The following is a 12,307-nucleotide window of genomic DNA, read 5'->3' as shown; positions in this document are numbered from 1 at the left end:
GGTTCACATGGGTATTGAATCCATAAGTGTGAAGCTTACTGGACAATCCCATACTTGTATTATCTGTCATTCCCGACTGAAGAAAAACGGAACCACCTCGAAAGGAACCCAGCGCTGGCGCTGCATCACCTGCAATGCCAGCACCGTTTTCAAACGCGAAGACACCACCGCCCGCAACCAACTCACCGGCTTCGTCACCTGGCTGATGAGCAAACATTCCCAAGCCGAATTCGGCGGCGGAACCGGCCGCACCTTCCGGCATCAGACCGCTTGGTGCTGGAACGTGCACCCCTACGTGCATCACACCGGCGAAGTCTTCGACGAGATCCAAGTCGACGGCATCTATCTGCGCCACGGCTGGTGCCTGCTGATCGCCATCGCTCACGGACGTGTCATCGGATGGCAGTGGTGCGACCGCGAAAAAGCCGAGGCCTGGACCGTGTTGCTGCAGCATTTCCCCGAACCGAAAGTCGTGGTGACCGACGGCGGATCAGGCCTGATGAAAGCGCTCAAAGAGTTCTGGCCGAACGTGAAAATTCAACGCTGCTTGGTGCATATCCAGCGCAACGTGCGCACCTACCTGACCCTGAATCCGCGTTTGCCTGCAGGGAAGTCGTTACGTCGATTGAGCCTGAAACTCACGAAAATCCGGACGCAGGAAGCCGCAGCAGAATGGATTGCCGCCTTCGCTGCGTGGCATGCCGAAAACCACGAGCTGATCAATGAACGCACCTACGCTGCTGACTGGTCCGGTGCCTGGCCGCGGGGCCTGCGACGCAACCGCAAGTGGTGGTACACCCACGATCGGCTACGCAGCGCCTATGAGTCGATGAATAACGCCCTGCGACGCGGGCACCTGTTCACCTACCTGGATACAGATCTGAACGGCTTGGGGATCAACGCGACGACGAACATGATTGAAGGTGCGGTGAACTCCGGCATCCGGGGCATGATTTTCTATCACCGAGGGATGCCCATTGAGCATCGCCGGCGGGCGTGCGAGTGGTTCTGCTGGACGCATGCGGATGACGGGAACCGCCCGGCCTTGCGGACACTGTTGCGCCCGGAGCATTACACTCCCGAAGCGAAGAAGAAGGCGCAGCACATGGTTGATGAAGCACCAATCGGCCCGGAGCTTTATGGCACTGGCGCCAGCACTGAGGATGGGCAATTCATTCGCAGTGGGTGGATGAGGAATATCTACTAGAGCAGGGTTTTAAGGTTGTCTGGCCCGGGAACACGCCCGGGTCAGACACACTTTATTGCCTATAGCCCGCAATGAGACAACGTCCTTGGAACAGAAAATTCCCGCTTAGTCAAAAACCGGGCTTTCGGTACGAGTGCGCTTCATTTCGAAGAAGTACGGGAAGGATGCGAGCTGCGCCGCAGCGTCAAACATCTTTCCTGCATCTTCCCCAGTCGGAATACGGGTAATGACCGGACCGAAGAAAGCAACGCCATCAACGGCGACGATTGGCGTGCCTACATCCTGCCCCACCAAGTTGATGCCTGCCTCGTGGCTCGTGCGCAGTACGTCATCGTTGGCATCGGTATGCGCAGCTTCAGCGAGTTCCGCTGCCAATCCCGCCTTCTGCAGCGCCTTGGCGATGACTTCATCACGATCTTCGATCTTCTCGTAATGGAACAGTTCACCCATGGCGGTGTACAAGCTGTCCTTGACTCCCTCGCCGTGTTCCTGGGCAGCACGCGTGACCACCCGCACCGGCCCCCATGAGATGTCCATCTTGGCGCGGTAGTCAGCTGGAAGGTCGCGGCCTTCGTTAAGCATCGAGAGGCTCATGACGTTCCAGTTCACGTCGATGTCGCGGACCTTCTCCACTTCCTTGATCCAGCGGCTCGTCGCCCAAGCGAACGGGCAGATAGGATCGAACCAAAAATCAACTTGCTGACGTTCAGCCATGAACTACCAACTTTCTTCCGAAGAGAATTTTTGAATACGGCTAGGCGGACTTCATATCGCGCTTGGCCACCATCGCGTGAGAGAGCAACGTGGGATCTTCACGGTCAATGACGGTTGCCCGAGTAATGACCACCTCGGCAACATCGTCGCGGCTTGGAAGGTCGAACATTACGCCGCCAAGGGTTTCCTCAAGAATCGACCGCAAACCACGCGCGCCGGTCTCACGCGCAATAGCCTGTTCTGCGATTGCTTCCAGTGCCGACTGGTCGAAGCTCAAAGCCACGCCATCCATCTGGAACATCTTCTGGTACTGCTTGAGAAGTGCGTTCTTTGGTTCGGTCAGTACGCGCACTAGCGCGTCCTTATCCAGATGCTCCACCGTGGTGATCACCGGCAGGCGACCAATGAATTCTGGAATCAGGCCGAACTTGAGCAAGTCTTCCGGCCGAACATCCGAGTAGGAAGCGGTCTCCGACTTCAGCGCTTTCAGCGGAGCACCAAAACCGATGCCCTTCTGCCCTGCCCGTGAAGAAATAATTTCTTCCAGTCCGGCAAAGGCGCCAGCAACGATGAACAGGATATTGGTGGTGTCGAGCTGAATGAAATCCTGATGAGGGTGCTTGCGGCCACCCTGGGGCGGCACCGCAGCGACAGTGCCTTCAAGGATCTTCAGAAGCGCCTGCTGGACGCCTTCACCGGAAACGTCCCGGGTGATCGAAGGGTTCTCGCTCTTGCGGGAAATCTTGTCGATCTCGTCGATATAGATGATGCCGGTCTCGGCCTTCTTGACGTCATAGTCGGCAGCCTGAAGCAGCTTGAGGAGAATATTTTCCACATCTTCACCCACGTAGCCTGCTTCAGTCAGGCTTGTAGCGTCGGCGACAGCGAAAGGAACATTCAGCTTCTTCGCCAGCGACTGCGCCAGGTACGTCTTACCGCATCCGGTAGGACCAATAAGCATGATGTTGGACTTCGAGACTTCCACATCATCCAGCGGGTCATCGTTAGTCAGCGCCGCAACAGGACCGTGGTCCTGGTTGCCGTGGATACGCTTGTAGTGGTTATAGACAGCGACCGAGAGAGCACGCTTGGCGTTCTCCTGGCCGATGACGTATTCCTGCAGCGAGTTGAAGATCTCGCGTGGCTTAGCCAAGGAGAACTCTTCGTGCACCTGCTCTTCGGCGAACTCTTCAGCGATGATTTCGTTGCAGAGTTCGATGCATTCAGTACAAATGTAGACACCATGGCCTGCAATTAGCTTCTTAACCTGCTTCTGGCTCTTCCCGCAGAAAGAGCATTTCAACAGATCCGAGCCTTCACCCATGCGTCCCATCGCACCATTCTCCCGTTTACTTGAGTAGCTGTGGACTTACTCAATTCTAGGCTAGTAGTCCCCCAAATTAGATGAATATGGCGGTTTACCTGTGTTGTGCCGTCTGCCTTTGGACAGACCAACAACTAGGTAAACCGCCATTCATCATGGATTATTCCAAGTATGCGCTAGCTTCCCAGCTGAGCACGGTTCAGCTTACGAGGAGTCAATACCTCGTCTACGATGCCGTACACCTTGGCTTCGCTAGCAGTCATGAACAAGTCACGCTCCACGTCGCCGCGCACCTTCTCAACGTCCTGGCCGGAGTGGGAGGCAATGGTCTCTTCCAGCCAGCTGCGCATGCGCATAACTTCCTCGGCCTGGATCTGCAGGTCAGTCGCGGTGCCGCGTTCCCCGCCACCCATTGCTGGCTGGTGGATCAATACGCGCGCGTTAGGCAGGGCCAAACGCTTGCCCGGGGTACCAGCTGCGAGCAGTACTGCTGCTGCGGACGCCGCCTGGCCAAGGCACACGGTCTGGACCTCTGGGCGGATGAACTGAATCGTGTCGTAGATTGCAGTCATCGCGGTGAAGGAACCACCTGGCGAATTGATGTACAGGGTAACGTCGCGCTCAGGGTCCATGGATTCCAGGACCAGCAGCTGGGCCATCACGTCATCGGCCGATGCGTCATCAACCTGGGCGCCGAGGAAGATGATGCGATCTTCGAATAGCTTTGCGTATGGGTCCTGGCGCTTGAAGCCGTATGGGGTGCGCTCTTCGAACTGTGGCAGGATGTAGCGGGCCGACGGCATCTGACCGCTAACGGCTTCCGGATTGAAGTTCATGGTTTTCTCCTAGGACAAATCTTTGGGTATCAAGCGATGCGGTGCGACTATTTGTTGTCGTCGCCTACGAAACCGTTGACCGAGCCTGCGTGGGTTGCGATCTGATCGAAGAAGCCGTACTTCAAGCCATCTTCTGCGGTGAACCACTTATCACGCTGGTTGTCGATGAGGATCTGCTCCACGGTCTGACCGGTCTGTTCTGCAGTCAACTCGCTCATGACCTTCTTCATGTGCATGATCAGTTCAGCCTGGATCTTGATATCAGAGGCGGTACCGCCGATGCCGCCCGATGGCTGGTGCATCAGGATGCGGGCGTTCGGCGTAGCGAAACGCTTGCCCGGGGTGCCCGAGGACAGCAGGAACTGGCCCATCGATGCGGCCAGACCGGTTGCTACGGTCACGACGTCATTCGGGATGAAGTTCATGGTGTCGTAAATGGCCATGCCAGCGGTGATCGATCCACCTGGCGAGTTGATGTACAGGTAGATGTCCTTCTCAGGATCCTCTGCCGAGAGCAGCAGCAACTGCGAGCAAATGGCATTCGCATTGTCGTCGCGGACGTCGGAGCCCAGCCAGATGATGCGCTCCTTGAGCAGGCGGTTGTAGATGTAGTCATCACGGCCGGCCGGCTCTGCGGCTGCCATAGTGGGAGTGCGCGAATCATTTGACATGTTCTCTACCTCTTCCAAACGTGTAGATCAGTTTCTGGAATCTCTGTTTCTAATCCCATAGCTACAACTGGTTACTTTGAGATTACTTACTTCAAGCCATTCTTGGGCCGTTTCATGCCCCTGTTTCGCTCACGGCGCATGATGCACGCCCGCAGCGAACAAAAATGGCCATCGGCGGCTTGTTTTGAACAAGCGGCCGATGGCCATCAGAGTTTAGTGAAGACTACTTGGCCTCTTCGGCCTCAACCTCAGCAGCTTCTTCTTCACCGGCTGGCTTGACGAAGGAGGTCAGGTCAACTGCGGCACCGTTGGAATCGGTAACCTTAGCGAACTCGAGAACCTTTGCAAGTGCCTTGCGGCGGCGAACTTCGCCCATGAGCATTGGAACCTGGCCTGCGCCGTCCAGCATCTGTGCAAACTGGTTTGGCTCCATGCCGTACTGGCCTGCGGTCTGAACGATGTAGTCGATCAGCTCGGACTGCTCGACGCCAACTTCTTCAGCATCTGCAACAGCGTCGAGGATGATCTCGTTCTTGAAAGCACGCTCGGTGTTCTCGCGAACCTCTGCGCGGTGCTCTTCGGTGTCGTGGTCTGCTTCAGCGTCTGGTGCGTTGAAGTGCTGCTCGATCTGCTCATCGATAACCGATGCAGGAACAGGAACCTCAACCAGTTCAACCAGCTTGTCCAGAACCAGCTCGCGAGCCTCTACGCCCTGCTCGACAACCTTGCCCTCTGCAGCGTCCTTCGACAGGTTCTCGCGCAGCTCGGCGATGGTGTCGAATTCCGAAGCCAGCTGAGCGAAGTCATCGTTAGCTTCTGGCAGTTCGCGCTGCTTCACAGCGTTGACGACAACCTTGACGGTTGCGGTCTTGCCGGCGTGCTCGCCGCCAGCCAGGGTGGTCTCGAAGGTTGCGTCTTCGCCGGCAGACAGGCCGGTAACAGCCTCGTCCATGCCCTCAAGCATGTTGCCGGAACCGATCTGGTAGGACAGGCCCTGTGCGGAGTCGACTTCTTCGCCTTCTACAGCAGCGGTCAGGTCGATGGTCACGAAGGAGTCTGCAGCTGCTGGAGCTTCAACTTCCTTCAGGGTGCCGAAGCGGCCGCGCAGATCGTCGAGAGCCTTCTCGATGTCCTCGTCAGCAACTTCCTTGGCCTCAACAGAAACTTCGATGCCCTTGTAGTCCGGAAGTTCAACCTTCGGACGTACGTCTACCTCGAGGGTGAAGACCAGCTGGCCTTCGCCTTCCTTTTCGAGGGATGGCAATTCGGTGATGTCTACCTCTGGGCGGGACAGCGGGGTGAGTTCGTTCTCAACCATTGCCTTCTGGTAGTACTCGTTCAGACCTTCGTTGACGGCAGTCTCGATGACATGGCCGCGACCGACGCGCTGGTCGATCATCTTTGCAGGAACTTTGCCCTTGCGGAAGCCTGGGATCTGAATCTGCTGAGCGATGGTCTTGTACGCCTCATCGACGCGGGGCTTCAGTTCCTCGTAAGGAACTTCAACGGTCAGCTTAACCCGGGTCGGGTTGACGTTTTCGACGGCGCTCTTCACAGCGTTGTACTCCTGAGTTGTCTAATATTAGGTCTAATCTGCAAAAAACCCCGCAACATGGTGGCGTTGCGGGGTTGTTCGACAGAGTCGGGGTGACAGGATTCGAACCTGCGACCTCACGCTCCCAAAGCGCGCGCTCTAGCCAAGCTGAGCTACACCCCGATTAGCAGTGAACAGTCTAACCCGAGTTATCCTGTATCCACTAATCGTTTGTGATGCTTACTAGTTACTTTTTACGGTTCTTAGTGATCACAAGATCTAAATTATATTTAGCTCTCAAATTTCACGAGCTGAATCCGAAGATTTTTCACTCGTAAAGTCGGGGTGACAGGATTCGAACCTGCGACCTCACGCTCCCAAAGCGCGCGCTCTAGCCAAGCTGAGCTACACCCCGATTAGCCAGGAAGCCGCATCAAGCGATGCTTTGCTCCAACTAACCGTTTTGCTTGAATACCGAGAATTTTTCAATTTCCGCCACTCACGAGGACTGATCTCTCAGTTCTCAATTCTACGGCTGAATTGCTTCAGCCATAAAGTCGGGGTGACAGGATTCGAACCTGCGACCTCACGCTCCCAAAGCGCGCGCTCTAGCCAAGCTGAGCTACACCCCGGTAAAGTTCAGAAGAAAGCTTGTTTCATCTGGACTAACCGTTTTGCAATCGGTCCGGGAATGTTTTGTTTCCCGTGCTGATCACAAGAAACTAAGTTACACGGGTTCGGACCAAAAGCAAAATCGAGGATTTTGCATGTTGCAGAAAGACATCCGCATGATTTAGCGGTTTTCCTCGTTTCACAAGCCAGAATTTAGCCAAAACTCGCTTTTTCGTGAGTTGAATTACAGGTGGATTTTCGAACGACCGCAACACCAGTGCCGCCGGCCGACTGGAAGACAAGAACCACCCATTCTCCTTTGAAGCATTGACTGGGACCCAGATGCGGCCGATTATTTTTTCCAGGTGTTCAAGCAGCGACTGTTGCTTTGCTCGGCGACCCGGCACATAATCCGTGGCTGCTGGACTAAACCCCGGTCGAAACCAAGCGTCACGCTTGCAAACCTGACGCCATGCCAACAGCTCCCAGGCAGGCGTGAGGAGGGTGCGAGTTTGGCATATTTGAAAGCGGGAAATCGCCAATTCCCGAAGCTGCACCCCGGAACGCGAGGCTCATCGAATCAATTAGCGACGTTCGGCGACGACTCTTCTCCGCCGCTGACGAAGTGAAGGGGCCTGGGAAAAACGCTCCCCGCCGATGCATAAGAATGCGATTTGACGTCCAGGAGCAGAAAAAAATGGAAGCCGCAAACATTATCGGAGCCTCATTTCTGCAGTGACCCGAAATGGCTGCACTACGCAGAGGAGGCCAGGAAAAGAGCGGCCTTCGTCCAGATACGCGAAAAGGCCCCGCACGGCGAGACCTTTTCATTTGGAGGGGATGACGGGAATCGAACCCGCATCATTAGTTTGGAAGACTAAGGCTTTACCACTAAGCTACATCCCCATTTCGAAGCTTCTGCGCTTCGAACAAGATTCAGTCTAGACCATAAAACTCTTGCTTTGCAAATCGGGGATTCCATGTCTCACTTGGCACCTCTCCCTTATCACTGCCGTACGGTGATGGTTAGCAAAACACGCCGACGAGCCTGAACGAAAAGAACTCCGCTCGTCCCATCGACGAATCTGCAGCTTATGCCTTCACATGTTTGCGCGGAAGCTTCTGGCAACGAGGGCACCAGTACAGCTTGCGAGCCGCGATTTCGGCCAGGGAAATCTGCGCCGAACATTTCCGGCACCCCATTCCCTGCCGCTGATAAACGTAGTACGCGTTATCGGGCCAAACCACGCCCTGTGGGTCGCGGTCTTCGGGCAAGGTAGTGATGATCTTGCCATCGCGAACGCCGTCTTCCATTACCGATACGATGTCCCACCAAAGTGATTTGGCCTTTTGAGCACTGAGTTCATTCGCCGGCAATTCCGGAGCGATTCGATTCCGGAATAGGGCTTCCGCTCGGTAGATATTGCCGACACCAGAAATGAGCGCCTGGTTCATGAGCACGATGCCAATGGCTGTCTTGGTCTTCATCAGGTTCGCCCGGAATTCCTTGAAGCCCGCTTCAAGCCGAATATCTGCGTCCGCTAAATCAGCCTGGCCTTTGGCTGCCCTGAAACGCACTGCGGACCCAATCAATGGATCCGGGCCGAGCTTATCCAGATGAATCTGGACCTGTTCGTATTCCAGAACCTCGCATGCAGTTGGCCCGCGCAAATCAGCCCAGCCGTGTTCGGAAACGATCCGCGCTCTAACTGCTCCTACCGGTGCGGGCGGGCCGGTGTACTTCTCAGCATCCGTACTGGCACTGGCTTCGATTTCACCAATCTTCCGAGGGGCGCCAATCGAGGAAGCACCCGTAAAGTAGCTGTCTCCCCCGAAATTGAACGCGCCATAGAGCCCCAGATGCACTCGCAGATAGAGATCGTTGGAAAAGCGGCAGAAGAGCTGCTTGCCCTTGGCAAAGGCCTGTTCCAGCTGATGGCCGTCGATGCGCGCGGCATCGGAGCTGAAACGGCCCTGCGGAGAAGTAACCAGGACCGTTTGCCCGCCAAAGACATCGTCGAACTGGCGGGCAAGTCGGTGAAGGGAATGACCTTCAGGCACGACTAGTCGATGACCTCGCCGGTCGTTTCATACGTGGCGATCTTGCCGATGCGGCGTACGTGGCGCTCCGCTTCGCTAAATGGTTCAGCGAGGAAGGCCTCGATAAGTTCCGCAGCTTCTTCTACTGAGTGCTGGCGCCCGCCAACGGCTATGACGTTGGCGTTGTTGTGCTCACGGGCCAATTTCGCGGTATCCATGTTCCACGCCAGTGCGGCGCGAATCCCTTCGACCTTGTTGGCAGCAATTTGTTCGCCGTTGCCGGAGCCGCCCAAGACGATACCCAGTGCGTCCACGCCCGCGCGCTGGTCATCAACAACAGCTTGTGCCGCGTTGATGCAGAATGCCGGGTAATCATCCTCCGGGTCATAGGACTTCGGGCCGTGGTTGACCATTTCGTAGCCCTTGGCGGTCAGGTGCTTTACCAGGTAGTCGCTGAGCTCAAGTCCTGCATGGTCAGTAGCGATATGCACGCGCATAGTCGATTGCCTCATTTACTAGGGAGGGTTCTTTTACTTTCCTATCTAGGATAGCGACCGCGGCACGCGCTCCGGCTACTTCTCAGCTGCGCATCACGGAGTATGAACCGAATAAGTCTCCGAGGCGTCCCAAAGCGTGCAATTTCGGGACGCTATTGGAAAATTGAGTAAATTGTTCGGCCCGATGACTTGCGCAATGCCCGGTCAAAGGTGACACAATAGACAGATATTCAATATTCATTTCACAACTTCCACCGGTGGATAGCCATCGCCAAGAATTGGAGAACCCATGCCAGGAATGAACCTCACTCGCGCCGAGGCCAGCGAACGCGCAAATCTGCTCAACGTTGACAGCTATGAGGTAAGCCTGGATCTTACTCGCGGTGAGCGCGTCTTCACTTCCAAGACTACGGTGCGGTTCTCCGCCACCGCCGGCGCTTCGACATTCATTGATGCAGTCACCGACTCGGTACGCTCCATCAATCTCAATGGCGTCGAGCTGGACCCAGCGCAGCATTCAGATGGCATCCGTATCCAGTTGCCGAACCTCGCCGCAGAAAACCTACTCGTGATCGACGCGGACGCGCTGTACATGAACACCGGCGAAGGCCTGCATCGATTCGTAGACCCAGTGGACCAGGAAGTCTACTTGTACACCCAGTTCGAGGTCGCGGACTGCCGGCGCATGTTCGCCGTCTTCGAGCAGCCTGATTTGAAGGCCACCTTCCAGTTCTCGGTCACCGCGCCAAAATACTGGAACGTTGTTTCCAACGCCCCGACTCCTGCGCCAGAGGAAAACGGGAATTCAGCAACTTGGGCCTTTGCCCCAACCCAGCGGATCTCGTGCTACATCACTGCCCTGATCGCAGGCCCCTACCAGGTCGCCCGCGATTCGCTGGTTTCCTCCAGCGGCCGCACCATCGAGCTGGGTGTCTTCGCCCGCGCATCCATGATGCAGTACCTGGACGTCGAGAACATCGTCACCGTGACCCGTCAGGGTTTCGAATTCTACGAGAAGAACTTCGGCACCCCATACCCATTCGAGAAGTACGATCAGTTGTTCGTTCCCGAATTCAACGCAGGCGCCATGGAAAACGCTGGAGCGGTGACCTTCCTCGAGGAATACATCTTCCGTTCCCGTCCAACCGGTGCCATGATTGAGCGCCGCGCGATCACCATCCTGCATGAGCTGGCACACATGTGGTTCGGTGACCTGGTCACCATGAAGTGGTGGAACGATCTGTGGCTCAATGAGTCCTTCGCAGAATTCATGTCCACTCTGGCGGCCGCGCAGAACACCGAGTTCACCAGCGCTTGGACCACCTTCAATACGTTGGAGAAGAACTGGGCCTACCGCCAGGACCAGTTGCCTTCCACCCACCCCATTGTCGCGGAGATCAATGACCTTGAAGACGTAGAGGTCAACTTCGATGGAATCACCTATGCCAAGGGGGCCAGCGTTCTGCGCCAGCTGGTAGCTTTCGTAGGCCAGGAAGAATTCATGGCTGGCGTACGCGAGTACTTCGCCAAGCATGCCTGGAAGAACACCGAGCTGCCAGACCTGCTCAAGGAACTGGAAGCCGCCAGCGGCCGCGATCTCAGCGGCTGGGGCGCATCCTGGCTGGAAACCGCTGGTGTGAACACCCTCAAAGCCGAAATTGAAACCGGCAATGACGGTGCTATTACGTCCTTTGCCATTCGCCAGTCCGCCGTTGCCCAGTTCCCGACTTTGCGCCAGCACCGACTTGCTGTTGGCTTCTACTCGCTCGATGAGGCCGGAACGCTGCAGCGCGTGCACCGCGAAGAACTTGATATCGATGGCGAGCTCACCTTCGTTCCCGCGCTGGCCGGCATGAAGCGCCCGGATTTGGTTCTGCTCAATGACGATGACCTGACCTACGCGAAGATCCGCCTGGATGAAGTTTCCTTGGCGACTGCCACCGAGCATCTGAAGGACTTCCAGGAGTCGCTGCCGCGCACTCTTGTTTGGTCAGCCGCGTGGGACTCTGTACGTGATGCCGAAGCCCCTGCAAGCACCTACGTCCAGTTGCTGCTGAACAATATTGGCCACGAGGTGGATTCCACGGTGATCATGGTGCTGTTGCGCCAGCTGAACACCTCGCTGGATCTTTTTGTTGCTGCAGAACGCAGCGAAGAACTTTCGGTGCAGGCTGCCGACCAGCTGTGGCAGCTGGCTTCCAATGCTGAAGCAGGCTCCGACGCGCAGCTGCAGTTCGTCAAGGCCTTCGCGCACCGCTCGCGCGCCGCCGCCCAGTTGGATCGCGTCAGGAACTTGTTCGACGGCTCGGCAAGCTTGCCAGGCCTGGCCGTTGACACCGATTTGCGCTGGTCCTTCGCAATCGCGCTGAGTGCCGGCGGCTACCTGAGCGATGCTGATCTCGACGCAGTTCTGGCCAGCGACGACACGGCCAAGGGCAAGGCGTCGTGGTACACCGCGCGAGCTTCCCGCCCAACTGCAGAAGCAAAGGCAGAGGCATTCGGGGCGGCAACCGCTGCTACCTTGTCCAACGATCAGCAAAGCGCCGTCATTTCCGGTTTCAACAACGTGCACCAGAACGCCTTGATCTCCGGATACGCCGAGGACTACTTCGGGCTGCTCGTCAACGCGTGGGAATCCTACTCGCATGAGATGGCCAAGCAGATTGTGATCGGCTTCTACCCCAGCTCCAACGTCTCGCAGGAAACTTTGGACCAGACGGATGCATTCCTGGAATCCCTGGGATCCAAGCACGCGGCGATGCGCCGTCTGCTGGTGGAATCGCGTGCCGACGTGGTCCGGGCTCTCGCTGCGCGTCGGGCGGACGCCGAGGCACTAGAAATCTAGGGTCGCTCGGATGGTGGCGGCGGCTTC

The 12,307-nt window shown here is 56.6% G+C and carries 9 protein-coding genes and 4 tRNA genes; 2 read left to right on the top strand and 11 right to left on the bottom strand.

Annotated features, from left to right (window positions below; translation table 11 throughout):
- The first annotated feature begins 7 nt into the window (after window positions 1–7).
- Window positions 8–1,207: an IS1249 family transposase gene (locus ACNPM8_RS15645; RefSeq protein WP_448940162.1), complete on the top strand. Its 1,200-nt coding sequence runs from the start codon at window positions 8–10 to the stop codon at window positions 1,205–1,207.
- A 105-nt stretch (window positions 1,208–1,312) separates the two neighbouring features.
- On the opposite strand, the gene ACNPM8_RS15640 is transcribed toward ACNPM8_RS15645, so the two are convergent.
- From ACNPM8_RS15640 to ACNPM8_RS15590, 11 genes are all read right to left on the bottom strand, one after another.
- Window positions 1,313–1,921, bottom strand: coding sequence for a mycothiol-dependent nitroreductase Rv2466c family protein (locus tag ACNPM8_RS15640; RefSeq protein ID WP_448940161.1), 609 nt, complete (start codon window positions 1,919–1,921; stop codon window positions 1,313–1,315).
- A gap of 40 nt (window positions 1,922–1,961) precedes the next feature.
- On the bottom strand, window positions 1,962–3,254 hold the full coding sequence (gene clpX / locus ACNPM8_RS15635) for an ATP-dependent Clp protease ATP-binding subunit ClpX (protein WP_105658464.1): 1,293 nt from the start codon (window positions 3,252–3,254) through the stop codon (window positions 1,962–1,964).
- A 167-nt stretch (window positions 3,255–3,421) separates the two neighbouring features.
- The gene (locus tag ACNPM8_RS15630; RefSeq protein ID WP_105658463.1) at window positions 3,422–4,081 is read right to left on the bottom strand and encodes an ATP-dependent Clp protease proteolytic subunit; all 660 of its coding nucleotides are present in this window, start codon (window positions 4,079–4,081) and stop codon (window positions 3,422–3,424) included.
- A gap of 47 nt (window positions 4,082–4,128) precedes the next feature.
- A complete protein-coding gene (locus ACNPM8_RS15625) occupies window positions 4,129–4,752 on the bottom strand; it encodes an ATP-dependent Clp protease proteolytic subunit (protein WP_286134321.1) in 624 nt (207 codons plus the stop codon).
- Window positions 4,753–4,975: 223 nt separating this feature from the next.
- Window positions 4,976–6,307, bottom strand: a complete 1,332-nt coding sequence (gene tig, locus ACNPM8_RS15620) for a trigger factor (RefSeq protein WP_105658461.1) — start codon at window positions 6,305–6,307, stop codon at window positions 4,976–4,978.
- A gap of 87 nt (window positions 6,308–6,394) precedes the next feature.
- Window positions 6,395–6,469: transfer RNA gene (locus ACNPM8_RS15615), tRNA-Pro, on the bottom strand.
- 157 nt (window positions 6,470–6,626) lie between these two features.
- Window positions 6,627–6,701 (bottom strand) — tRNA-Pro (locus ACNPM8_RS15610).
- 142 nt (window positions 6,702–6,843) lie between these two features.
- Window positions 6,844–6,918: transfer RNA gene (locus ACNPM8_RS15605), tRNA-Pro, on the bottom strand.
- 812 nt (window positions 6,919–7,730) lie between these two features.
- Window positions 7,731–7,804: transfer RNA gene (locus ACNPM8_RS15600), tRNA-Gly, on the bottom strand.
- A 186-nt stretch (window positions 7,805–7,990) separates the two neighbouring features.
- A complete protein-coding gene (locus tag ACNPM8_RS15595; protein WP_105659203.1) occupies window positions 7,991–8,959 on the bottom strand; it encodes an Fpg/Nei family DNA glycosylase in 969 nt (322 codons plus the stop codon).
- Window positions 8,960–8,961: 2 nt separating this feature from the next.
- Window positions 8,962–9,435 (bottom strand): ribose-5-phosphate isomerase, encoded by a 474-nt coding sequence (locus tag ACNPM8_RS15590; RefSeq protein ID WP_105659202.1) that lies wholly within the window; start codon window positions 9,433–9,435, stop codon window positions 8,962–8,964.
- Between the two features lie 289 nt (window positions 9,436–9,724).
- Here ACNPM8_RS15590 and pepN point away from each other — a divergent pair, with 289 nt between their 5' ends.
- Complete coding sequence (pepN, locus tag ACNPM8_RS15585) at window positions 9,725–12,280, top strand: aminopeptidase N (RefSeq protein WP_105659201.1); 2,556 nt, start codon at window positions 9,725–9,727, stop codon at window positions 12,278–12,280.
- Window positions 12,281–12,307 lie beyond the last annotated feature (27 nt).

The organism is Glutamicibacter sp. AGC46 (assembly GCF_053543715.1).
The sequence above is the reverse complement of the archived record's forward strand: the minus strand, read 5'-3'. Positions and strand labels throughout refer to the sequence as shown.

What these genes read in the sequence shown, in the direction of transcription:
- ACNPM8_RS15630 (WP_105658463.1), bottom strand. Translation starts at nt 4,081, where the DNA reads ATGAACTTCAATCCGGAAGCCGTTAGCGGTCAGATGCCGTCGGCCCGC.
- ACNPM8_RS15645 (WP_448940162.1), top strand. Translation starts at nt 8, where the DNA reads ATGGGTATTGAATCCATAAGTGTGAAGCTTACTGGACAATCCCATACT.
- clpX (WP_105658464.1), bottom strand. Translation starts at nt 3,254, where the DNA reads ATGGGACGCATGGGTGAAGGCTCGGATCTGTTGAAATGCTCTTTCTGC.
- ACNPM8_RS15625 (WP_286134321.1), bottom strand. Translation starts at nt 4,752, where the DNA reads ATGTCAAATGATTCGCGCACTCCCACTATGGCAGCCGCAGAGCCGGCC.
- ACNPM8_RS15640 (WP_448940161.1), bottom strand. Translation starts at nt 1,921, where the DNA reads ATGGCTGAACGTCAGCAAGTTGATTTTTGGTTCGATCCTATCTGCCCG.
- pepN (WP_105659201.1), top strand. Translation starts at nt 9,725, where the DNA reads ATGCCAGGAATGAACCTCACTCGCGCCGAGGCCAGCGAACGCGCAAAT.
- ACNPM8_RS15590 (WP_105659202.1), bottom strand. Translation starts at nt 9,435, where the DNA reads ATGCGCGTGCATATCGCTACTGACCATGCAGGACTTGAGCTCAGCGAC.